This window comes from Vibrio sp. SCSIO 43153 (assembly GCF_023716625.1).
Lineage (GTDB): Bacteria > Pseudomonadota > Gammaproteobacteria > Enterobacterales > Vibrionaceae > Vibrio > Vibrio rotiferianus.
The window spans coordinates 18,484-42,301 of record NZ_CP071855.1; the positions used below are offsets into that span (position 1 = coordinate 18,484).

13 protein-coding genes, 6 tRNA genes and 3 rRNA genes are annotated in these 23,818 nt (G+C 46.8%); 14 read left to right on the forward strand and 8 right to left on the reverse strand.

Features of this window, described 5'->3' with window-relative positions:
• Positions 1 to 214: 214 nt before the first annotated feature.
• The gene (fadA, locus tag J4N37_RS00080; RefSeq protein WP_252041395.1) at positions 215 to 1,390 is read right to left on the reverse strand and encodes an acetyl-CoA C-acyltransferase FadA; all 1,176 of its coding nucleotides are present in this window, start codon (positions 1,388 to 1,390) and stop codon (positions 215 to 217) included.
• 14 nt (positions 1,391 to 1,404) lie between these two features.
• Positions 1,405 to 3,576: a fatty acid oxidation complex subunit alpha FadB gene (gene fadB, locus J4N37_RS00085; RefSeq protein WP_252041397.1), complete on the reverse strand. Its 2,172-nt coding sequence runs from the start codon at positions 3,574 to 3,576 to the stop codon at positions 1,405 to 1,407.
• Between the two features lie 267 nt (positions 3,577 to 3,843).
• Between fadB and J4N37_RS00090 the strand changes: the two genes are divergently transcribed.
• The 12 genes from J4N37_RS00090 to J4N37_RS00145 all read left to right on the forward strand — a co-directional run bounded on the left by J4N37_RS00090 (position 3,844) and on the right by J4N37_RS00145 (position 12,562).
• Positions 3,844 to 4,467 carry a YigZ family protein gene (locus J4N37_RS00090; protein WP_038885255.1) on the forward strand — a complete coding sequence of 208 codons (624 nt, stop codon included), beginning with the start codon at positions 3,844 to 3,846 and terminating at the stop codon, positions 4,465 to 4,467.
• 46 nt (positions 4,468 to 4,513) lie between these two features.
• Entirely contained in the window at positions 4,514 to 5,971 is a 1,458-nt protein-coding gene (locus tag J4N37_RS00095) for a TrkH family potassium uptake protein (RefSeq protein WP_038885256.1), read from the forward strand.
• Between the two features lie 9 nt (positions 5,972 to 5,980).
• Complete coding sequence (hemG, locus tag J4N37_RS00100; protein ID WP_252041399.1) at positions 5,981 to 6,508, forward strand: menaquinone-dependent protoporphyrinogen IX dehydrogenase; 528 nt, start codon at positions 5,981 to 5,983, stop codon at positions 6,506 to 6,508.
• 450 nt (positions 6,509 to 6,958) lie between these two features.
• Positions 6,959 to 8,511: ribosomal RNA gene (locus tag J4N37_RS00105) — 16S ribosomal RNA — on the forward strand.
• 89 nt (positions 8,512 to 8,600) lie between these two features.
• Positions 8,601 to 8,676 (forward strand) — tRNA-Glu (locus J4N37_RS00110).
• Between the two features lie 2 nt (positions 8,677 to 8,678).
• A tRNA-Lys gene (locus J4N37_RS00115) sits at positions 8,679 to 8,754 on the forward strand.
• A gap of 9 nt (positions 8,755 to 8,763) precedes the next feature.
• Positions 8,764 to 8,839 (forward strand) — tRNA-Ala (locus J4N37_RS00120).
• A gap of 38 nt (positions 8,840 to 8,877) precedes the next feature.
• Positions 8,878 to 8,953 (forward strand) — tRNA-Val (locus tag J4N37_RS00125).
• Between the two features lie 261 nt (positions 8,954 to 9,214).
• Positions 9,215 to 12,104 (forward strand): 23S ribosomal RNA (locus J4N37_RS00130).
• Positions 12,105 to 12,191: 87 nt separating this feature from the next.
• Positions 12,192 to 12,308: ribosomal RNA gene (gene rrf / locus J4N37_RS00135) — 5S ribosomal RNA — on the forward strand.
• The 16S, 23S and 5S rRNA genes sit together here with 6 tRNA genes alongside, the layout of an rRNA operon.
• Before the next feature lie 32 nt (positions 12,309 to 12,340).
• Positions 12,341 to 12,417: transfer RNA gene (locus J4N37_RS00140), tRNA-Asp, on the forward strand.
• 68 nt (positions 12,418 to 12,485) lie between these two features.
• Positions 12,486 to 12,562: transfer RNA gene (locus tag J4N37_RS00145), tRNA-Trp, on the forward strand.
• A 204-nt stretch (positions 12,563 to 12,766) separates the two neighbouring features.
• On the opposite strand, the gene ilvY is transcribed toward J4N37_RS00145, so the two are convergent.
• Positions 12,767 to 13,657, reverse strand: a complete 891-nt coding sequence (ilvY, locus tag J4N37_RS00150; protein ID WP_010444829.1) for an HTH-type transcriptional activator IlvY — start codon at positions 13,655 to 13,657, stop codon at positions 12,767 to 12,769.
• A 142-nt stretch (positions 13,658 to 13,799) separates the two neighbouring features.
• On the opposite strand from ilvY, the gene ilvC reads away from it, so the two are divergent.
• The gene (ilvC, locus tag J4N37_RS00155; protein WP_071236557.1) at positions 13,800 to 15,284 is read left to right on the forward strand and encodes a ketol-acid reductoisomerase; all 1,485 of its coding nucleotides are present in this window, start codon (positions 13,800 to 13,802) and stop codon (positions 15,282 to 15,284) included.
• A gap of 468 nt (positions 15,285 to 15,752) precedes the next feature.
• Here ilvC and ubiK read toward each other — a convergent pair whose 3' ends face one another.
• The 4 genes from ubiK to J4N37_RS00175 all read right to left on the reverse strand — a co-directional run bounded on the left by ubiK (position 15,753) and on the right by J4N37_RS00175 (position 20,976).
• A complete protein-coding gene (ubiK, locus tag J4N37_RS00160) occupies positions 15,753 to 16,004 on the reverse strand; it encodes a ubiquinone biosynthesis accessory factor UbiK (protein WP_005427244.1) in 252 nt (83 codons plus the stop codon).
• Positions 16,005 to 16,135: 131 nt separating this feature from the next.
• Positions 16,136 to 19,258, reverse strand: coding sequence for a multidrug efflux RND transporter permease subunit VmeD (gene vmeD / locus J4N37_RS00165; protein WP_252041401.1), 3,123 nt, complete (start codon positions 19,256 to 19,258; stop codon positions 16,136 to 16,138).
• 11 nt (positions 19,259 to 19,269) lie between these two features.
• Positions 19,270 to 20,376 (reverse strand): multidrug efflux RND transporter periplasmic adaptor subunit VmeC, encoded by a 1,107-nt coding sequence (gene vmeC, locus J4N37_RS00170; protein ID WP_010444839.1) that lies wholly within the window; start codon positions 20,374 to 20,376, stop codon positions 19,270 to 19,272.
• 18 nt (positions 20,377 to 20,394) lie between these two features.
• Positions 20,395 to 20,976, reverse strand: coding sequence for a TetR/AcrR family transcriptional regulator (locus tag J4N37_RS00175; protein WP_010444841.1), 582 nt, complete (start codon positions 20,974 to 20,976; stop codon positions 20,395 to 20,397).
• A 170-nt stretch (positions 20,977 to 21,146) separates the two neighbouring features.
• Between J4N37_RS00175 and rep the strand changes: the two genes are divergently transcribed.
• Positions 21,147 to 23,162, forward strand: coding sequence for a DNA helicase Rep (gene rep / locus J4N37_RS00180; protein ID WP_045392445.1), 2,016 nt, complete (start codon positions 21,147 to 21,149; stop codon positions 23,160 to 23,162).
• Positions 23,163 to 23,234: 72 nt separating this feature from the next.
• Here rep and J4N37_RS00185 read toward each other — a convergent pair whose 3' ends face one another.
• Positions 23,235 to 23,648 (reverse strand): c-type cytochrome, encoded by a 414-nt coding sequence (locus J4N37_RS00185; RefSeq protein WP_010444846.1) that lies wholly within the window; start codon positions 23,646 to 23,648, stop codon positions 23,235 to 23,237.
• Positions 23,649 to 23,818: the final 170 nt, after the last annotated feature.

Sequence of the window (23,818 nt, forward strand, 5' to 3'; positions counted from 1 at the left end):
TCAACTGCTGCTAAGTGTATGTCTTCTTTGTCTATGAATAAAATGAAACTTGAGCATTTAATGTATGCTTTTTGTGCATGTAAGCAATGTTTAGCGTAAAACAAAGGGCGACATCAGATGTCGCCCTTAAGTGTAATACTAAAAAATTTCAGTATTGGTTCATTTGCTCGTGACTGTTGAATTGATCACTACAACCTAGCGTTTCTTAAACAGACTATGGTCGTTCAAATACAGTCGCAATACCCTGACCTAAACCAATACACATGGTTGCGAGACCGTATTTCGCATCTTTCGCTTCCATTAGGTTGATTAACGTCGTTGAGATACGTGAGCCAGAACAACCAAGCGGGTGACCCAATGCAATCGCACCACCGTTAAGGTTGACCTTCTCATCCATCACATCAAGTAGCCCCAAGTCTTTAGCACATGGTAGAGACTGCGCGGCAAATGCTTCGTTTAGCTCAACCACATCCATATCTTCAATTGAAAGACCTGCACGCTTGAGCGCTTTTTGCGTCGCAGGTACAGGACCGTAACCCATAATAGAAGGATCGCAGCCCGCAATGGCCATACCTTTAATGCGTGCACGAATCTTCAAACCAAGCTCATTGGCTTTTTCTTCGCTCATGATCAACATCGCTGATGCACCATCAGACAGCGCCGATGATGTTCCGGCTGTTACTGTGCCGTTGGCTGGGTCGAAAACAGGACGAAGTTGAGACAGACCTTCAACGGATGTTTCAGGGCGAATCACTTCATCGTAATCCAGAGTGAACAGCGTGCCGTCAGCCGCATGACCTTGAATTGGTAGGATTTCGTTTTTAAAACGCCCCTCTACGGTTGCAGCATGTGCACGAGCATGAGAACGCGCAGCAAACTCGTCTTGTTGCTCACGGCTAATGCCATGCAGCTTACCAAGCATTTCTGCTGTTAAGCCCATCATGCCTGCTGCCTTTGCAACTGTCTTTGACATGCCAGGGTGGAAGTCCACGCCGTGGTTCATTGGTACGTGTCCCATGTGCTCAACACCACCAATTAGGCAGATTTCAGCGTCACCCGTCATGATGGCACGTGTACCGTCGTGAAGCGCTTGCATTGATGAACCACACAAGCGGTTCACCGTCACGGCGCCAATCTCAATTGGTAGGCCAGCAAGCAGCGCTGCATTACGAGCAACGTTAAAGCCTTGCTCTAGTGTTTGTTGTACACAGCCCCAGTAGATATCTTCAATCTCACTTGGGTTCACCTGTGGGTTACGCGCAAGAATGCCCTTCATCAGGCGCGCAGATAGATCTTCTGCTCGAGTATGACGGAAAGCACCACCTTTAGAGCGACCCATTGGAGTACGTAGACAATCGACTACGACAACATTTCTTGTTTGATTAGTCATTTTAGAATCCCTCCTTAGATAGAACCTTGCTGTTGTGCACCGTAAAAGCTTTCACCTTTCGCCGCCATATCAATCAGCATCTGTGGTACTTGGTACATAGCACCAAGTTCTGAGTATTGTTTTGCCATTGCAACAAACTCAGCAATACCTACGCTATCTAGGTAGCGGAATACGCCGCCGCGGAATGGAGGGAAACCAAGACCGTAAACCAATGCCATATCCGCTTCTTGTGGAGTGGCAATGATGCCTTCTTGTAGACACAGTACCACTTCGTTGATCATCGGAATCATCATACGTTGAATGATGGTCTGATCGTCAAAGTCCTGCTTATCGGCACAAACGTCAGCGAGTACCGGCAAGATTTCTTCAGAGAAGGTTTTCTTAGGCTTACCTTTTCTATCAATGGTGTAGCTGTAGAAGCCATTGCCATTCTTCTGGCCGTATTTATCTGCTTCGAACAGCGCATCTATTGCGTCACGACCTTGTTTGCCCATACGCTCAGGGAAGCCTTGTGCCATAACGGCTTGTGCGTGGTGAGCAGTATCAATACCAACAACATCGAGCAAGTATGCAGGTCCCATTGGCCAGCCAAACTTACGTTCCATGATTTTGTCGATTTTCGTAAAGTCAGCACCATCGCGAAGTAGCATGCTGAAGCCACCAAAGTATGGGAACAATACGCGGTTTACAAAGAACCCAGGACAGTCATTAACGACAATTGGTGATTTGCCCATTTTCGCTGCGTAGGCAACAACACGATTGATGGTTTCATCAGAGGTATGTTCACCACGAATGATCTCAACAAGAGGCATGCGGTGCACAGGGTTGAAGAAGTGCATGCCACAGAAGTTTTCTGGGCGTTTCAGCGATTTTGCCAACAGGTTGATAGGAATTGTCGAGGTGTTTGAGGTGATAACCGTGTCTTCACTGACATGCGATTCGACTTCACTCAAAACTGCTGCTTTTACTTTCGGGTTTTCTACTACGGCTTCAACAATCACGTCTGATTCTTCGATGCCTGCGTAATGTAGACTCGGTGTAATAGACGCTAAAATACCAGCCATCTTAAAGCCATCAATACGACCACGAGATAAGCGTTTATTCAGCAGCTTAGATGCTTCAGTCATGCCTAAATCGAGTGAAGGTTGCGCGATGTCTTTCATTAACACCGGCACGCCTTTTAATGCAGATTGGTAAGCGATGCCGCCGCCCATTATACCTGCACCAAGTACAGCTGCACGTTGCGTGTCTTTACTCGCTGACTTAGCTGATTTTTTAGCAAGCCCTTTGATGTATTGGTCGTTGAGGAATAAACCAACCAGTGATTTTGCTTCTTCAGACTTAGCCAGTTTTACGAAGTGCTTACGTTCAATGTCGAGTGCTTCGTTACGAGCAAAGCGAGCACCCTCTTCAATAGTAATAACGGCTGTCATTGGAGCAGGGTAGTGAGGACCTGCTTTTTGTGCCACTAGACCCTTCGCCATGGTAAAGCTCATCATTGATTCGAGCTTACTTAGCGTAAGTGGTGATGTCTTTTGCTTACGACGAGCTTGCCAGTCCAACTTCTCGTTGATTGCCGAGGTCAGTGTCTTGAGTGCTGATTCGTAAAGTGCGTCGTTATCGACAACCGCATCCAGAAGACCAATCTTTAATGCCTCATCCGCACGACACGCTTTACCTTGTGTGATCACTTCCATCGCACTGTCGGCACCGATAACACGTGGCAGACGTACACAACCACCAAAGCCCGGCATGATGCCTAATTTTGTCTCTGGTAGACCGATGCTGGTGGTCTTGTCACCAATTCGCATGTCAGTCGCAAGCACGCACTCACAACCGCCACCTAACGTGTGACCTTTTAGTACCGAGATAGTCGGGACCGGTAAGTCTTCCAGCTTGTTAAAGATGCTGTTAGCAAATTGCAGCCACTGATCGAGCTCAGCGTCTGTCTTTGCAAAAAGTCCTAAGAATTCGGTGATATCAGCGCCAACAATGAACGCGTCTTTATCTGAGGTGAGCATCAAGCCCTTCAGTCCTTGGTGTGCTTTTAGTGCATCAAGGGCCTTGTCGAGTGACTCTAGTGTCGCTAGGTCGAGCTTGTTAACGGATTTTGGAGAGCAGAAGCTAAGCTCTGCAATGCCATCTTGTACTTCCTTTACCTGTAGGGTTTCGGCTTGGTAAATCATTGTCTATCTCCATGACATACAATCTTGGATTGTCTGTATACCGATTTGATGCGGGCTGAGCGCCTGTAGGGCAACAAATAGATATAGAGGAAAGTCGTTATATTTTTATTCTGGTTTGACCAGTGGAGTTAGTTTGGACCTCGGATTGGTTAATTTCAATACATTTTTTAAACAAGTGTTTAACATTGTGCGCTGGTGCAGATCTTATGCGACTCACAATTCCGTCTCGTGATAGACTTTGAACAAAGAGAAAAGTGACCTAATCCTATGAATGACCTGCCTTATCTGATTCCTGCCCAGCCCACTCAATTTGAAGAAGAGATCAAAAAGAGTGTCTTTATTACTTACTTAGCTCATACGCCCAGCGTGGAAGCTGCGAAGGCATTCGTTGAGCAGATCAAAACCAAACACTCTGATGCAAGGCATAACTGCTGGGGATTTGTTGCTGGTCGACCAGAAGATTCGATGAAGTGGGGCTTTAGTGATGATGGAGAGCCATCAGGGACGGCTGGTAAACCGATCCTCGCTCAGCTGTCTGGCTCTGGAGTTGGTGAGATCACCGCGGTGGTTACTCGATATTCTGGCGGCATCAAGCTTGGTACGGGTGGTTTGGTCAAAGCTTATGGTGGTGGTGTGCAACAAGCGCTCAAGCTGCTTCAAACTATTGAGAAAAAAATAACCACAAAACTCCGACTAGAGTTAGACTATGGGTTTATGCCTATCGCACAGTCACTCATGCCCCAGTTTGGCGCGGTTGAAGTGGATGCTGAATACAGCGATCAGGTGGTATTAGTGGTGGAAATTGAGCTACGTGAAGTGAGCGCGTTTACCCAAGCTATCATCAACAAAAGTGGTGCAAAGGCAGTTGTCACCCCACTAGACGGACAATAATGAAAAATAGGAAGCCACAGGGACAGCTTCGCTAGTCAATCAATCCATGCAATTTCGTTCAATTATTCGAATCGTCGGGCTATTGCTCGCACTTTTTAGTGTCACAATGCTCGCGCCTGCGCTAGTTGCGCTTATCTATCGAGATGGTGCGGGTGTACCATTTGTCACGACTTTCTTCGTGCTTTTATTGTGTGGTGGGATATGTTGGTTCCCAAACCGCAGGCATAAGCATGAGCTAAAAGCGCGTGATGGCTTTCTTATAGTGGTTCTTTTCTGGACTGTACTTGGTAGTGCAGGCTCTATCCCTTTTCTGATCTCAGATAATCCCAATATATCTGTGACTGATGCATTTTTTGAGTCTTTCTCTGCCTTAACGACTACTGGCGCGACGGTTATTGTCGGACTGGACGAACTACCAAAAGCGATTCTCTTTTATCGCCAGCTTCTACAGTGGTTTGGTGGTATGGGTATCATCGTATTGGCGGTAGCGATTCTTCCAGTTCTTGGTATCGGTGGTATGCAGCTGTATCGAGCTGAAATACCGGGTCCAGTCAAAGACACCAAGATGACTCCACGTATTGCAGAAACAGCAAAAGCGCTGTGGTACATCTACTTAAGTTTGACCATCGCGTGTGCTGTGGCGTTTTGGTTGGCGGGCATGACGCCATTTGATGCCATCAGTCACAGCTTCTCAACCATTGCCATCGGTGGTTTCTCTACCCACGATGCCAGCATGGGCTATTTCGATAGCTATGCGATTAACATGATTACCGTTGTCTTCTTGTTGATTTCGGCATGTAACTACTCTTTGCACTTCGCCGCATTTGCGTCTGGCGGCGTGCATCCTAAATATTATTGGAAAGATCCAGAGTTCCGCGCCTTCATCTTTATACAAGTTGTCCTGTTTTTAGTGTGCTTCTTATTATTATTGAACCACCACTCGTATGACTCGCCATATGACGCTTTTGATCAGGCGCTCTTCCAAACCGTGTCTATATCTACAACTGCAGGTTTTACAACGACCGGCTTTGCTGATTGGCCATTGTTCTTACCAGTGTTGCTATTGTTCTCTTCTTTTATAGGTGGCTGTGCTGGTTCGACAGGCGGCGGCATGAAAGTGATCCGTATTTTGCTACTGACCTTACAAGGTGCGCGTGAGCTAAAGCGTTTGGTTCACCCGCGTGCGGTTTACACCATCAAAGTGGGTGGTAGTGCGCTACCGCAACGTGTTGTTGATGCGGTGTGGGGATTCTTCTCTGCATATGCACTGGTATTTGTGGTTTGTATGTTGGGTTTGATTGCAACTGGGATGGACGAGCTAAGTGCGTTCTCGGCAGTGGCGGCAACTCTAAACAACCTCGGCCCAGGTTTGGGGGAAGTGGCACTTCACTTTGGTGACGTGAATGACAAAGCAAAATGGGTATTGATTGTTTCTATGCTGTTTGGCCGCTTGGAAATCTTTACCTTACTTATTCTACTTACGCCGACGTTTTGGCGTAGCTAAGGGGAAATCGTGGCAAAAGCGTTATTTCTATACTCTTCCCGTGAAGGGCAGACAAGAAAAATTCTTCACTATATAGATGAGCAACTACCAGACTTCGATTGCGAGCTGGTGGATTTACATAATGTAGAGGCGATGGATTTTAGCCAATACGACAGAGTACTGATCGGAGCTTCTATTCGTTATGGCCACCTTAATAAGAAGCTATACCAGTTTATTGAGCGAAACTTGGGTCAACTAGAGCAAAGTAAAGTGGCGTTTTTCTGCGTAAACCTAACTGCTCGTAAAGAAGACCAAGGAAAGGATACTCCAGAAGGCAGTGCTTATATTCGCAAGTTCCTAATTAAGTCACCTTGGAAGCCAACGTTAATAGGTGTGTTCGCTGGTGCGCTTTATTACCCACGTTATAGTTGGTTCGACAAAACCATGATTAAGTTTATTATGTCGATGACAGGTGGTGAAACCGATACAACCAAAGAAGTTGAATACACCAATTGGGAAAAAGTGGCTCTTTTCGCAGATAAATTCAAAGAACTGTAGAAATAACGTGCTCTTTTGACTGCTTTTGATGAAATTTTGCCCGAACAATAAAAAAATCAAAAAAAACGTCAAAAAGGGCTTGCCAATGTGATCGCAATCTCTATAATGCCACCTCGCTGACACGGCAACGCTTCGAAAGAAACGAGGTTGAGTTAGCAAGCCAATTAGCCAAGCGGAAACGCTTGAAAAAAGTTTGAAAAAAGTGATTGACACTAAACTTTAACTCGCTAAAATGGCCGTCCGATTTGAGCAAAGCTCAATAGGAAAGCTCTTTAACAATATAGACCTATCAATCTGTGTGGGCACTCGTTGATGATAATCCAATTAGATACTTCGGTATCAAATTAGGTTTCAATGATACGAAGTGACCATTGAATCGAAAGATTCAGCACAGTCAATTCAAACATTACTTATGTAATGTTCAGTATTCATTGAGCCGAACAAAATCTTAAATTGAAGAGTTTGATCATGGCTCAGATTGAACGCTGGCGGCAGGCCTAACACATGCAAGTCGAGCGGAAACGAGTTATCTGAACCTTCGGGGAACGATAACGGCGTCGAGCGGCGGACGGGTGAGTAATGCCTAGGAAATTGCCCTGATGTGGGGGATAACCATTGGAAACGATGGCTAATACCGCATAATGCCTACGGGCCAAAGAGGGGGACCTTCGGGCCTCTCGCGTCAGGATATGCCTAGGTGGGATTAGCTAGTTGGTGAGGTAATGGCTCACCAAGGCGACGATCCCTAGCTGGTCTGAGAGGATGATCAGCCACACTGGAACTGAGACACGGTCCAGACTCCTACGGGAGGCAGCAGTGGGGAATATTGCACAATGGGCGCAAGCCTGATGCAGCCATGCCGCGTGTGTGAAGAAGGCCTTCGGGTTGTAAAGCACTTTCAGTCGTGAGGAAGGTAGCGTAGTTAATAGCTGCATTATTTGACGTTAGCGACAGAAGAAGCACCGGCTAACTCCGTGCCAGCAGCCGCGGTAATACGGAGGGTGCGAGCGTTAATCGGAATTACTGGGCGTAAAGCGCATGCAGGTGGTTTGTTAAGTCAGATGTGAAAGCCCGGGGCTCAACCTCGGAATTGCATTTGAAACTGGCAGACTAGAGTACTGTAGAGGGGGGTAGAATTTCAGGTGTAGCGGTGAAATGCGTAGAGATCTGAAGGAATACCGGTGGCGAAGGCGGCCCCCTGGACAGATACTGACACTCAGATGCGAAAGCGTGGGGAGCAAACAGGATTAGATACCCTGGTAGTCCACGCCGTAAACGATGTCTACTTGGAGGTTGTGGCCTTGAGCCGTGGCTTTCGGAGCTAACGCGTTAAGTAGACCGCCTGGGGAGTACGGTCGCAAGATTAAAACTCAAATGAATTGACGGGGGCCCGCACAAGCGGTGGAGCATGTGGTTTAATTCGATGCAACGCGAAGAACCTTACCTACTCTTGACATCCAGAGAACTTTCCAGAGATGGATTGGTGCCTTCGGGAACTCTGAGACAGGTGCTGCATGGCTGTCGTCAGCTCGTGTTGTGAAATGTTGGGTTAAGTCCCGCAACGAGCGCAACCCTTATCCTTGTTTGCCAGCGAGTAATGTCGGGAACTCCAGGGAGACTGCCGGTGATAAACCGGAGGAAGGTGGGGACGACGTCAAGTCATCATGGCCCTTACGAGTAGGGCTACACACGTGCTACAATGGCGCATACAGAGGGCAGCCAACTTGCGAGAGTGAGCGAATCCCAAAAAGTGCGTCGTAGTCCGGATCGGAGTCTGCAACTCGACTCCGTGAAGTCGGAATCGCTAGTAATCGTGGATCAGAATGCCACGGTGAATACGTTCCCGGGCCTTGTACACACCGCCCGTCACACCATGGGAGTGGGCTGCAAAAGAAGTAGGTAGTTTAACCTTCGGGAGGACGCTTACCACTTTGTGGTTCATGACTGGGGTGAAGTCGTAACAAGGTAGCGCTAGGGGAACCTGGCGCTGGATCACCTCCTTATACGATGATTACTCACGATGAGTGTCCACACAGATTGATACGGTTTATAAGTAAAAGAGACGAAGATATCCCAATATCTTCAATCCAGTGTCCCGTTCGTCTAGAGGCCTAGGACACCGCCCTTTCACGGCGGTAACAGGGGTTCGACTCCCCTACGGGATACCATTGGGTCGTTAGCTCAGTTGGTAGAGCAGTTGACTTTTAATCAATTGGTCGCAGGTTCGAATCCTGCACGACCCACCATTTCAAGCTGGGGCTATAGCTCAGCTGGGAGAGCGCCTGCCTTGCACGCAGGAGGTCTGCGGTTCGATCCCGCATAGCTCCACCATCTTGAAAACCTTCTTCCACAAGAAGTAAAACTAATGTGGGCGATTAGCTCAGTTGGGAGAGCACCTGCCTTACAAGCAGGGGGTCACTGGTTCGAGCCCGGTATCGCCCACCATCTTTAAACATTCTCTCTTGAGAGTTTTTAAAAATGGTTTTCATTAGAAAATCTGCTCTTTAACAATTTGGAAAGCTGACAAATCAACAATTTATTGTTGATTGTAAAGTTCTCAATGTTTGTCTTTATGACAAACACCAATACAACACATTCAAGTGTTCTTGGAATTTGAGTCCGGCAAAATCGAGTCTGCATCATGTATAAAAATTGCAGACAACTTTGGTGACTTGTTCATCAACTCGAAACTCCTTCGGGTTGTATGGTTAAGTGACTAAGCGTACACGGTGGATGCCTTGGCAGTCAGAGGCGATGAAGGACGTATTAACTTGCGATAAGCCCAGATTAGGTAGTAAAAACCATTTGAGTCTGGGATTTCCGAATGGGGAAACCCACTTACATAAGTAAGTATCCTGTTGTGAATACATAGCAACAGGAGGCGAACCGGGGGAACTGAAACATCTAAGTACCCCGAGGAAAAGAAATCAACCGAGATTCCGAAAGTAGCGGCGAGCGAAATTGGACTAGCCCTTAAGCTTTATATGCGTTAGACGAACGGTCTGGAAAGTCCGGCGATACAGGGTGATAGCCCCGTAGTTGACAACGCACATTCAGTGAAATCGAGTAGGGCGGGACACGTGATATCCTGTCTGAATATGGGGGGACCATCCTCCAAGGCTAAATACTACTGACTGACCGATAGTGAACCAGTACCGTGAGGGAAAGGCGAAAAGAACCCCTGTGAGGGGAGTGAAATAGAACCTGAAACCGTGTACGTACAAGCAGTAGGAGCACCTTCGTGGTGTGACTGCGTACCTTTTGTATAATGGGTCAGCGACTTATATTCAGTGGCAAGGTTAACCATCTAGGGGAGCCGTAGGGAAACCGAGTCTTAACTGGGCGTTCAGTCTCTGGATATAGACCCGAAACCAGGTGATCTAGCCATGGGCAGGTTGAAGGTTGAGTAACATCAACTGGAGGACCGAACCGACTAATGTTGAAAAATTAGCGGATGACTTGTGGCTAGGGGTGAAAGGCCAATCAAACCTGGAGATAGCTGGTTCTCCCCGAAAGCTATTTAGGTAGCGCCTCGGACGAATACTACTGGGGGTAGAGCACTGTTAAGGCTAGGGGGTCATCCCGACTTACCAACCCTTTGCAAACTCCGAATACCAGTAAGTACTATCCGGGAGACACACGGCGGGTGCTAACGTCCGTCGTGGAGAGGGAAACAACCCAGACCGCCAGCTAAGGTCCCAAATTATAGCTAAGTGGGAAACGATGTGGGAAGGCTTAGACAGCTAGGATGTTGGCTTAGAAGCAGCCATCATTTAAAGAAAGCGTAATAGCTCACTAGTCGAGTCGGCCTGCGCGGAAGATGTAACGGGGCTAAGCTATAAACCGAAGCTGCGGCAATGAAGTTTACTTCATTGGGTAGGGGAGCGTTCTGTAAGCCGTTGAAGGTGAGTTGTAAAGCTTGCTGGAGGTATCAGAAGTGCGAATGCTGACATGAGTAACGATAAAGGGGGTGAAAAACCTCCTCGCCGGAAGACCAAGGGTTCCTGTCCAACGTTAATCGGGGCAGGGTAAGTCGACCCCTAAGGCGAGGCCGAAAGGCGTAGTCGATGGGAAACGGGTTAATATTCCCGTACTTCTTACAATTGCGATGGGGGGACGGAGAAGGCTAGGTGGGCCTGGCGACGGTTGTCCAGGTTCAAGTGCGTAGGCTGAAGAGTTAGGTAAATCCGGCTCTTCTTAAGGCTGAGACACGACGTCGAGCTACTACGGTAGTGAAGTCATTGATGCCATGCTTCCAGGAAAAGCCTCTAAGCTTCAGATTGTAAGGAATCGTACCCCAAACCGACACAGGTGGTCGGGTAGAGAATACCAAGGCGCTTGAGAGAACTCGGGTGAAGGAACTAGGCAAAATGGTACCGTAACTTCGGGAGAAGGTACGCTCTCGACGGTGAAGTCCCTTGCGGATGGAGCTATTGAGAGTCGCAGATACCAGGTGGCTGCAACTGTTTATTAAAAACACAGCACTGTGCAAAATCGTAAGATGACGTATACGGTGTGACGCCTGCCCGGTGCCGGAAGGTTAATTGATGGGGTTAGACTTCGGTCGAAGCTCTTGATCGAAGCCCCGGTAAACGGCGGCCGTAACTATAACGGTCCTAAGGTAGCGAAATTCCTTGTCGGGTAAGTTCCGACCTGCACGAATGGCGTAATGATGGCCACGCTGTCTCCACCCGAGACTCAGTGAAATTGAAATCGCTGTGAAGATGCAGTGTACCCGCGGCTAGACGGAAAGACCCCGTGAACCTTTACTACAGCTTGGCACTGAACATTGACCCTACATGTGTAGGATAGGTGGGAGGCTTTGAAACCAGCACGCCAGTGTTGGTGGAGCCGTCCTTGAAATACCACCCTTGTAGTGTTGATGTTCTAACGTCGACCCCTTATCGGGGTTACGGACAGTGCCTGGTGGGTAGTTTGACTGGGGCGGTCTCCTCCCAAAGCGTAACGGAGGAGCACGAAGGTGGGCTAATCACGGTTGGACATCGTGAGGTTAGTGCAATGGCATAAGCCCGCTTGACTGCGAGAATGACAATTCGAGCAGGTGCGAAAGCAGGTCATAGTGATCCGGTGGTTCTGAATGGAAGGGCCATCGCTCAACGGATAAAAGGTACTCCGGGGATAACAGGCTGATACCGCCCAAGAGTTCATATCGACGGCGGTGTTTGGCACCTCGATGTCGGCTCATCACATCCTGGGGCTGAAGTCGGTCCCAAGGGTATGGCTGTTCGCCATTTAAAGTGGTACGCGAGCTGGGTTTAGAACGTCGTGAGACAGTTCGGTCCCTATCTGCCGTGGGCGTTGGAAGATTGAAGGGGGCTGCTCCTAGTACGAGAGGACCGGAGTGGACGAACCTCTGGTGTTCGGGTTGTGTCGCCAGACGCATTGCCCGGTAGCTAAGTTCGGAATCGATAACCGCTGAAAGCATCTAAGCGGGAAGCGAGCCCTGAGATGAGTCTTCCCTGATACTTTAAGTATCCTAAAGGGTTGTTCGAGACTAGAACGTTGATAGGCAGGGTGTGTAAGCGTTGTGAGGCGTTGAGCTAACCTGTACTAATTGCCCGTGAGGCTTAACCATACAACACCCAAGGGGTTTTGATGGACTCAATGTAAGAACATTGAATGTGTTAAGAACTGAAAACAGCTTTCCGAATTAAAGAATTTGCTTGGCGACCATAGCGATTTGGACCCACCTGATTTCCATTCCGAACTCAGAAGTGAAACGAATTAGCGCCGATGGTAGTGTGGGGCTTCCCCATGTGAGAGTAGGACATCGCCAGGCTTTAAATTTAGACTTAAATGTCTAACCAGTGCGGAGCGGTAGTTCAGTTGGTTAGAATACCGGCCTGTCACGCCGGGGGTCGCGGGTTCGAGTCCCGTCCGCTCCGCCACTTATTTCAAAGACCTCGCTTATGCGAGGTTTTTTTGAATCTACAATGTGATAAACTGTAGTTTCTACAGGGGTGTAGCTCCAATTGGCAGAGCAGCGGATTCCAAATCCGCGTGTTGGGAGTTCGAATCTCTCCACCCCTGCCATCTTCTAAAGCCTCAGCAGCAATGCTGGGGCTTTTTTACGTCTGAATAAAAACTATCAACTTATCTACCCCTGCCATATTTAGGGCTCTAGCAGAAATACTGGAGCCTTTCTAGTTATTGCTAGGCGTTGCTTTTACTTGGCTACTTTTGTCATTTTTCATCACTGACCAAAGCTACTCGCAATCTTCATAAGAAGCCTTTGGCTTATAAGGAGATGTATTTGCTTTCTGCTATCTCCCAAAGAGCTTTGACTAATGGGTTTTCTAACTGACTTTTAGTACAGCAGACACCGAGTTCAAATGGCTTAATTGGAAGCACTTTAAGCCTATTTATCTTTTCTCTGACGGGGCTGTTGTTGATTACCACGTCAGGAGCGATGCCAACACCACAGCCTAGAGCTACCATACTGACAATAGCTTCATGCCCTGAAACTTGAGCATAGATATTCGGCTTAATCTTCATTTGTTTAAACCACACGTTAGCTCTTTCCCTAGCGGTGCCTGCTTCTGGCAAGATAAAGGGGATCGTTGACCAGTCTGGGCTTTCCTTTTGGAGTTCTTCAGCGAAGCTACTGACCCCGAGAGGAGCAATAACAGATAGCGGAATTTCACTGATCGGCTCGAATGCAATTTTTGCTGGAAGTTGTTCAGGTTTAGCAGAGATAGCGATATCAGCTTCATCCGCTAATATCTTATCGATGGCTTGAGCTGGATCACCAGTAGAAAGTTTGAATTCAATAAATGGGTGCTGTAAGCGGAATTCAGAAATAAGCTCTGGGAGGTGGCTGTAACTTGCGGTTACCGAGCAAAATAAACGTATCTCACCCTTTAACTCGTCTTCTGTTCCTTTGACGTAACTTTGGTATTGCTGCCACTCACCTAAGATCTTCAGGGCAACAGGTAATAGCTTCTTACCTTGAACCGTTAATTCAACGCTTCGATTGTCACGCAAGAACAGTTGCTGGTGTGTTTCTTCTTCTAGTTTCTGGATCTGTCGACTCAGTGCTGAAGGGCTTATATGCATTGCTGCTGCTGTCTTAGCGAAGCTCTTACTATCACATAGATGAATGAATAATTGTAGGCTTTTGATGTTCATTAAATCTTCACTTTCATGTTGCATTAATTGCAATAAGTAATTGTGAATATATCACTTTCAGCAACGGAATGTCTGTTTTAGTATGAACTCATTCGGTAACACAAATACCGACCTCTATGGAAGAATGTTAAGGAGCACCCAGATGGCTAACTATTTCAATACCCTAAACTTGCGTGAGCAATTGGACCAACTTGGTCGTTGTCGCTTTATGGACCGCGAAGAATTCGCATCAGAAGCAGATTACCTAAAAGGTAAGAAAGTGGTCATCGTAGGTTGTGGTGCTCAAGGCCTTAACCAAGGTCTGAACATGCGCGATTCTGGTCTAGACGTTGCTTATGCGCTTCGCCAAGCCGCGATTGATGAGCAACGCCAGTCATTCAAAAACGCAAAAGACAACGGTTTTGAAGTAGGTAGCTACGAAACGCTAATTCCACAAGCTGACCTAGTAGTAAACCTTACTCCAGATAAGCAGCACACAAACGTTGTTGAGACAGTAATGCCGCTAATGAAAGAAGGCGCAGCACTAGGTTACTCACACGGTTTCAATGTTGTTGAAGAAGGCATGCAAATCCGTAAAGACCTAACGGTAGTAATGGTTGCACCTAAGTGTCCGGGCACAGAAGTTCGTGAAGAATACAAGCGTGGTTTTGGTGTACCGACTCTTATCGCTGTTCACCCAGAGAACGATCCTAAAGGCGAAGGTTGGGATATCGCTAAAGCTTGGGCTGCAGCAACAGGTGGTCACCGTGCTGGCTGTCTAGAGTCTTCTTTTGTTGCTGAGGTGAAATCTGACCTAATGGGTGAGCAAACTATCCTTTGTGGCATGCTACAGGCTGGTTCTATCGTATGTTACGAGAAGATGATTGCTGATGGTATCGATCCTGGCTACGCAGGTAAGCTTCTTCAATACGGTTGGGAAACCATCACTGAGGCACTGAAGTTTGGTGGTATCACTCACATGATGGATCGCCTAACTAACCCTGCAAAAGTGAAAGCATTTGAGCTTTCTGAAGAGCTAAAAGAGCTGATGCGTCCGCTATACAACAAGCACATGGATGACATCATCACAGGTCACTTCTCTAGCACTATGATGGCTGACTGGGCAAACGACGATGTGAACCTATTAGGCTGGCGTGCAGAAACAGGTGAAACTGCTTTCGAAAACTACCCAGAAACTGACGTAGAAATCTCTGAGCAAGAGTACTTCGACAACGGTATTCTTATGGTTGCTATGGTTCGTGCGGGTGTTGAGCTAGCGTTTGAAGCAATGACGGCATCTGGCATCATCGATGAGTCTGCTTACTACGAGTCTCTACACGAGCTACCACTGATTGCGAACACTATCGCACGTAAGCGCCTATACGAGATGAACGTGGTTATCTCAGACACTGCGGAATACGGTAACTACCTGTTCGCTAACGTAGCAACACCGCTTCTACGTGAGAAGTTTATGCCAGCAGTAAATACTGACGTAATTGGTAAGGGGCTAGGTGAAGCTTCTAACCAAGTAGATAACGCGACTCTTATCGCTGTAAATGATGCTATCCGTAACCACCCAGTGGAGTACATTGGTGAAGAGCTACGCGGGTATATGACTGATATGAAGAACATCGCTGTAGGCGGCTAATTACTTGCCTTAAGGTTCCATTTCGGTGTCGAAGGTGCTCATTTACTATCGTAAACTCCGCGCCTTCTCCTAGAAATGAAACCTTAATTCAGCGCAATTCGTTTAAGGGACTAAAGCTCTTAGCTTCGAATATACAATCTGCATAATTGCATTAAAGCAAAGCAGGAAGAACTCCAGATAGACTGGGGTCAATAAATACAAAATAAAACACAACATCTAATTAAAAGGCTTGGTCTCCGTTGACCAAGCCTTTTTGTTTTTGAGAGAGACTGACTTCATCTTTCGAGATGCGGGAATGCTTGGCTTTGGAAATCTATAGGAGTATTTCGGAGATTCTGGATCAAAGCCTTAATTTGGGAGGAGTTGACTGAATTTGTTACTAAAAAGACAAAATGGAACCGAAACCCAATAAGCAAAAAGGGCTGACGTTCTCACATCAACCCTTAGAATTTTCTTGTCGCTTCTCGCTTATTTGTCAGCGAGCTTTTCTTCAAGCTCTGCCAATTTCTTTTCCATTTCTGTCAGCTTTTGACGAGTACGCAACAGAACTTGAGTTTGTACGTCGAATTCCTCGCGGCTAACTACGTCTAGCTTGTTTAGCTGACCTTGGATTACTTGGCGAACTTTTTGATCAACATCCGCGCCTAGTTCTTTTACTGGCTGTGGCATTGATTCGTGAATTTGTTTAGCGATTTGCTCTAATTTCTTTGGGTCAAACATAGTGGCTAAAACTCCTTTTGATTTGCCCACATTCTATGTAAATGATACGGGAAAGTCGCCATTTAGATGGCAAAAAAGAGAGCAGCAATAAAAAAGGTCACCGAAGTGACCTTTTTCTTAGTGCTTTATGCTTACTTGTTATCAGCTAATTCGCGATGAGCAGCTTTTGCTTCATCCACTCGAGCTAGCTTTTCCAAGTCTTTGTCTTCAACAAATACTGGCAGTGGTTTGTGTTTCTCAGCTAGGTAGCTGTAAATCACAGGAAGTACGAATAGCGTAAACAGTGTACCGATCGCTAGACCAGCAACGATTACGATACCGATACTGAAGCGCTGAGCCGCACCTGCACCCGTTGCATACATCAGTGGGATCAGACCTGCAATCATCGCCGCCGTTGTCATCAGGATCGGACGTAGACGAACTTTCGCCGCTTCCATTACCGCATCGATACGAGACAGTTTGTTGTGTAACTGCTCTTCTTTCGCTACCTCACAGATCAAGATACCGTGCTTGGTAATCAGACCAACCAGAGTAATCAAACCAACCTGCGAGTAGATGTTCATCGAGGCCGTACCCCACGCCAGAGCAATCAATGCACCACATACTGCTAGCGGTACCGATACCATGATTACAATTGGATCGCGGATAGATTCAAATTGAATCGCCAGTACCAAGAAGATGATTGCCAGTGCCAAACCAAATGTGGCGTATAGTGCGCTACCTTCCGTTACAAACTGACGAGCCTCACCCATGTAGTCATGGTTGTAGCCTGCAGGTAGCTTGCTCTGTGCGATATCTTCGAACCAATTTATGGCATCACCCATCGCAACACCTGGTGATGGTACTGCACCAACTGTAGCAGAGTTCAACTGGTTGAAGTGAGGTAGAGAGCGAGGCTCTGCGACCACATCAATAGTAATCAAGCTACCAAGTGGCACAGCTTTACCATCAACAGAACGTACGTAGTAGTTCTTCATTGACTCTGGGTTTAGACGCCATTTACGTTCAACCTGAGGGATTACCTCATAAGAACGACCATTTAGGTCGATACGGTTTACGTAACCATCTGCCATCATAGTGCTTAGCGTTACACCAATGTCTTGCATGGTCACGCCGTACGCGCCAGCTTTGTCCTTATCAATGCTGATCTTCATCGTTGCTGAATCGTAGTTTAGATCCAAGTCCGAGTAGACAAACATCGGGCTAGTTGACACATTCGCTAGAATATCACTTGCGATCGTAAACAAGCTTTCAAAGCTATTTGGCGTAGTAATAACGAACTGAATAGGCAGACCTGAACCTGCACCAGGAAGTTCTGGCATCTGGAATGCAGTAACAGACATACCCGGTACCTGAGAAACTAGCCCACCTACGCGTTTAGTTATCTCTGCTTGGCTCGCCTCACGTTCACTCCAAGGTTTTAGAGTCGCAAGACCGAACGCTTGGTTGGAGTTTGGTACACCGTTAAACACCTGAGCGTATTCCACTTCTGGTTGATCAGACAGAATCTTGTTTACGTCATTCATGGTATTTTGGATGTAATCCAAGTTCGCGTTCGATGGTGCAGTACCCATCAGTACGACAACGCCTTTATCTTCTGAAGGAGCTAATTCACTTGGAATGAACTTAAACAGAATTGGGAGCGTTGCGAATACGATGATCGCGAAAGCGATGATCACTGGGCGGTGCGCCATAACAGCGGTCAGCATTTTCTCGTAGCGGTGGGTCATGCCATCCAATACGTGATGTACTTTTTGTTCAAACTTGCTTGGCTCTTCATTTGCCTTAAGCATTTTTGAACACATCATCGGCGACAGAGTCAGAGCGATGATACCAGACACAAATACCGCACCCGCTAGGGTTAACGCGAACTCTTTAAATAGTGAGCCTGTGATACCGCCCATTAGCGCGATCGGTGCGTATACCGCACCTAGTGTCAGCGTCATTGCAATTACTGGTACGGCAATCTCACGTGTACCGATGATGGCTGCGCGGAACGGCGATTCCCCTTCCTTGATGTGGCGGTCGACGTTCTCAAGAACCACGATCGCATCATCTACCACCAGACCGATGGCGAGTACCATTGCCAGAAGTGTCATCAAGTTCCACGAGAAGCCCATCGCCTGCATTACCATCGCAACACCAATCAATGATAGTGGGATAGTAACGATAGGGATAATTACCGCTCGGAATGAACCAAGGAATAGGGTGATAACCACCAGTACGATGATCGCCGCTTCAAGAATAGTTTTCACAACTTCGTGAATTGATTCGTTGATAGCGATAGTAGAGTCGTACATCACGTTCATTTTGATGTTGCTTGGCAAGTTACGCTCTAACTGAGGCAGTAGCTCTAGCACATCTGCAGCGATGTTGATCGGGTTAGCACTTGGTGCCGCGTTAATCGCAGCAACCACCGCTTCCTGACCGTTTGCACTTGCGCGGTAAACATCGTGGCTCTTCTCTAGCGTTACTTTTGCAATATCGCCAAGACGAATTACGTCACCGTCACCCGTTTTTACAACCAGTGCTTCTAACTCGGCAACATTCGATACCTGAGTATCAGCACTACCGTTGTAAAGAACGAATTCACCTGTTGCTTGACCGGTCGCTGATTGGTAGTTATTGGCATTTAGAACGCCCATCACATCTGTTGCGGTCAGCTTAAGTGCACCCATTTTCGCTGGATCTAGCCATACGCGTAATGCGTATTTCATACCACCGTATAGGTCAACTTTTGATACACCGTTAACCGTGAATAGCTGTGGGTTGATTACACGTTCAAGGTAGTCGGTGATCTGGCTTGAAGACAGCTCATCACTAGTGAAACCAATATACAGAACCGCCGTTGTTGAACCCGTAGACATGGTTACTGTTGGATCTTCCGCTTCTTTTGGAAGCTGTGAACGAACCGAGTTGGTTTTGGCCAGAATATCAGATAGTGCTGCATTCGGATCGGTGTTCAACTTCATGTTGACGGTAATGGTTGATTTACCAAGTACCGACTGTGAAGTCATGTAGTCGATATTATCGGCCTGAGCCACCGCTTGCTCCAAAGGCTGGGTAATAAAGCCTTGGATCAAGTTGGCGCTAGCACCGTAATAGCTAGTAGTTACTGTAACTACCGTGTTTGTCATTTCAGGGTATTCACGAACCTGCATTTTGAAAACGGCTTGTAAACCAAGTAACGCAATCAAAAAGCTGATCGATACCGCTAAAACTGGACGTTTAATAAAAACATCAGTAAAGCGCATGATGCCTCCAATTAAAGCATTGGTGTTTCAGCAGGTGGTGTCAGTGCCGAATCTTCAACGATGGTCACTTTCGCATGGTTACTTAGACGGATTTGCCCCGAAGTTACCACCACATCACCTGGTTTCACGCCTTCTAGAATATGCGCGATGTCTTTAGTGCGTTCGCCAACTTTTACTACGTGTTGTTTAACGCGTTTTTCACCATCTTCTTCAGTCACGATGTACACGTTGTCACCGTAAAGCGTAAACGTGATAGCCGTTTGCGGTAGCGTTACTTGGTTCTCTAACTTAGGCAGAATAATGTTTGCACGCGCAAACATACCGCTGCGAAGTTTGCCATCGCTGTTTGGAATGTCAGCTTGAACTTGGATCAGACCACTTTGAACGTTAACCGCAGGTTCGATTGCCGAGATAGAACCTTTGAAAGGTCTGTCTGGGTAAGCATCAACGAAGATATCCACTTCTTGATCAAGTGTGATACGAGAGATATCTGTTTGCGGCACAGTGAAGCGCAGACGCATGACGCTAGTGTCTTCAAGGCGTACGATATCGGTACCTGCTTGTAGGTACTGACCAAGGTAAACGTTACGAATACCAACAACACCAGCAAAAGGTGCTTTGATTTCACGGCGGTCGATGGTTGCCTTCAGGCTCTCGATATCCGCTTTAAGTGAGAAGTAGTTTGCTTCAGCTTCGTCATACGCTTCTTTAGAGATAGAGCCTTTCTTGAAAAGACCTTGGTAGCGTTTGTACTTCGCTTGAGCTGCTGGTAATTTTGCTTGAGAGCTCTTAAGGTTAGCCTTTTCTACCTCAGAATCTAGGTGTACTAGAGGTTGGCCTTCTTCAACTTGAGTGCCTGAATCGAAAGAAATCTTATCAATGACACCGCTGGTTTCATTCGCAACAGTGACACCTTGGTTCGGCTCGATAAAACCAATCGCTTCGATCACCGGAATCCAATCAACCGCTTTTACATCTGTGACGGTTACTGGAAATTCTGGCTCTGGACGATTCGCCATGTATTCAGCAATTTTCTGTTGCTTGAATAAGTTGAAACCTATCACGCTACCGAATAGTAGAATTGCGATAAGCAACATAAAGAAAGTCCACTTTTTCATTCTATTAAGAACTCCAAGTTAGTGTTTAATAATTGCATCCCAGCTGGCTTCAACGGCTGCTTCCAGCGCATCGTCATCCAGCTGATAAAATCCCAAAGCATGTTTTCTAGCAAGCGCAACACTAGCTTCGAAACTCAACCCTGAAAGAATTTCGTTATCAAGAGGTTTGAATACCCCTTCCGCTTTGCCTTGATTAAAAAGACGATCTACTTGGGCAAACATTTGTCGTTCAAGTTCCCTAGTATTTCCACGACTTGCACAAGGCAGTGATTCATATTGGACACGATTGCTTAAAGTGTCTAAGTTTGAACCAGCAAGGTGCCAAATGTTGAGCCACATAGTGCGGTAACGCTCTTTCAATGGCATATCGTCAGTCACATCTGCTTGAACGGCGTCCGCGATACGTTTAGTAACAGTAAGACGAACTTCTTCCAAAAGATGTTCTTTATCTGAGAAATATCGGTAAATCGTGCCTGCAGCGACACCGGCTTCAGTCGCAAGTTTTTGCATGGAAAGACCATGAAAACCTGACTCAGCGATTAAGCGTTCAGCAGCTGTAATGATTTGCTGGTATTTATCTCCAGTAGTGTTATTGGTCATAACCCCACCACCCAATGAATGAACGTTCATTCATTATAGCGTAAAGACTGGTCACTTATGCAACAAAATGTTGCAACTATCCGTGTAAAATTTACGTGAAAATCAGCGTAGCTTTCCCACGGTCACCCCTTTATCATAGGCGCCACTATTTCCACCCGCAGAGAATTTTTATGAAGCTGAACCCTAGACAAGACGAAGCCGTTAAGTACGTATCAGGCCCATGCTTGGTGCTTGCTGGGGCTGGTTCGGGTAAAACTCGTGTAATTACCAATAAAATTGCTTATTTGGTTCAGCAGTGTGGCTATAAGGCTCGCAATATTGCTGCGGTAACCTTTACCAACAAGGCGGCGCGTGAAATGAAAGAGCGCGTTGGTCAGACGTTGGGTAAGAGTGAGTCGAAAGGTCTGATGGTCTCGACCTTTCACACTTTGGGGCTCAACATCATCAAGCGTGAGTACAAACATCTCGGCTTAAAAGCCGGTTTCTCACTGTTTGATGATCAAGACCAGCTTGCGCTTCTTAAAGAACTGACAGAAAAGCAGCTAGATGGCGACAAAGATCTGCTGCGTCAGTTGCTAAGTTGTATCTCTAACTGGAAGAACGACATGCTGACACCAGAGCAAGCCAAAGCGTTGGCTCAAGGTGAGCAACAACAGCTGTTTGCGTTCTGTTTTGAGATGTATCAGAAGCAGATGAAGGCGTACAACGCGCTCGACTTTGATGACCTGATTTCTCTGCCAGTGCAATTGCTACGTAACAATGAAGAAGTGCGTCAACGTTGGCAGAACCGCATTCGTTACCTATTGGTGGACGAATATCAAGATACCAACACTAGCCAATATGACTTGGTGAAGTTAATCGTTGGCGAGCGTGGTCGTTTGACTGTGGTAGGCGACGATGACCAATCTATCTATTCATGGCGTGGTGCTAAACCGCAAAATTTAGTATTGCTTGGTGAAGATTACCCAAATTTGCGCTTGATTAAGTTGGAGCAGAATTACCGCTCGACCAGTCGCATCCTGCGCGCGGCGAACATCCTGATTGCCAACAACCCTCACGTGTATGAGAAATCACTGTTTTCGGAAATTCCTGACGGTGAAAAACTCAAAGTGCTGTTGGCGAAGAATGAAGAGCACGAAGCAGAACGCGTAACGGGTGAATTGATTGCGCACAAGTTCCTAAACCGCACCGATTATAAAGATTACGCGATTCTATACCGTGGTAACCACCAGTCACGTCTGATTGAAAAGTCACTGATGCAAAACCGTGTGCCATACAAACTGTCTGGCGGCACGTCTTTCTTTGCTCGTGCGGAAATCAAAGACATCATGGCTTACCTACGCGTGTTGGTGAACCCAGATGATGACAATGCATTTCTACGTATTGTGAATACGCCCCGTCGTGAAATTGGTCCGGTCACACTAGAGAAGCTAGGCAGCTACGCCAATATGCGTGGTAAGAGCCTGTTTGAAGTCAGCTTTGAGATGGGACTGGAGCAGCACCTTACTGGCCGTGGCTTAGAAAACCTGCGCCGTTTCACGCAATGGTTGGTGGCGATTGCTGATCAAGCAGAGCGTGGTGATACGGTCGAAGCGGTGCGTTCGCTTGTGCGTGATATTCATTATGAAGATTGGCTATACGAAACCTCAGCAAGTCCGAAAGCGGCAGAAATGCGCATGAAGAACGTTTCTGATCTCTACTCGTGGATTGTGGCGGATTTAGAAGGCGACAACTATGACCAAGAAGAGAAAACGTTAAAAGAGGTCGTTCAACGCCTTACTCTGCGTGACATGATGGAGCGGGGTGAGGAGGACGAAGACAGCGATGCCGTTCAGCTAATGACATTGCACGCGTCGAAAGGTCTAGAATTTCCTTATGTTTACTTGATTGGTTCGGAGGAGGGTATCTTGCCGCATCAAACCAGTATTGATGAAGACAACGTTGAAGAAGAACGTCGACTAATGTACGTGGGCATCACTCGAGCTCAGCGTGAGCTTACCTTTACTATGTGTAAAGAGCGTCGACAGTTTGGTGAGCTGCTTAAACCAACTCAAAGCCGCTTCTTGGATGAACTGCCATTTGATGATGTTGAATGGGAAGCAAACAAGAAACCAGTGTCGGCAGAAGAACGCATGGCAAAGGGCCAAGCACACATCGCCAATATTCGAGCTATGTTTAAGAAGTAGAACAACGTTGTTCTAACTTGCTTAAAACAAAAAGGCTTGCCAAGTGGCAAGCCTTTTTCGTTGATGTCTTTATTATAGACCTTCAATCATGTGGTCGATTGCCGCGATGATTTCGTCATCAGAACAATCCATACACGTGCCTTTTGCAGGCATTGCATTGAAGCCTTGGATTGCGTGGTTGTTCAACACGTCTTTGCCTTGTGCAATACGCGGCGCCCAATCTCCAGCATCACCAGTCTTCGGTGCGCCGTTTACGCCAGATGCGTGGCAAGCAATACAGAAAGTACCATAAACTGACGCGCCATCGCGGGGACCAGTTGGTTCTGCTTTTACTGGTTCTGCACCTGCAAGATAAACATCACCGACAGGCTTGATGCGTTCTGCGATCGCATCATATTCAGTTTGGCTGATGTCAGAAGCTAAAGCTGCCGTAGAAAAAGTTAAGGCAGCGAACAAAACGCTAATCATTCGTCGAGACATATCCATTAAACCCACTTCACATTCCAAAGGTAAGTGACTTACCTACTTATATAGTTAGAGTATTTAGCGCGGTTAGAGACAGTTTCGATGCATGGCTTGAATACTATGCAGAATACCATCTCTAACAGTCTAAAGTGATTGAACAATCTGGTTGCGACTGTTAAATCAATGTAAAT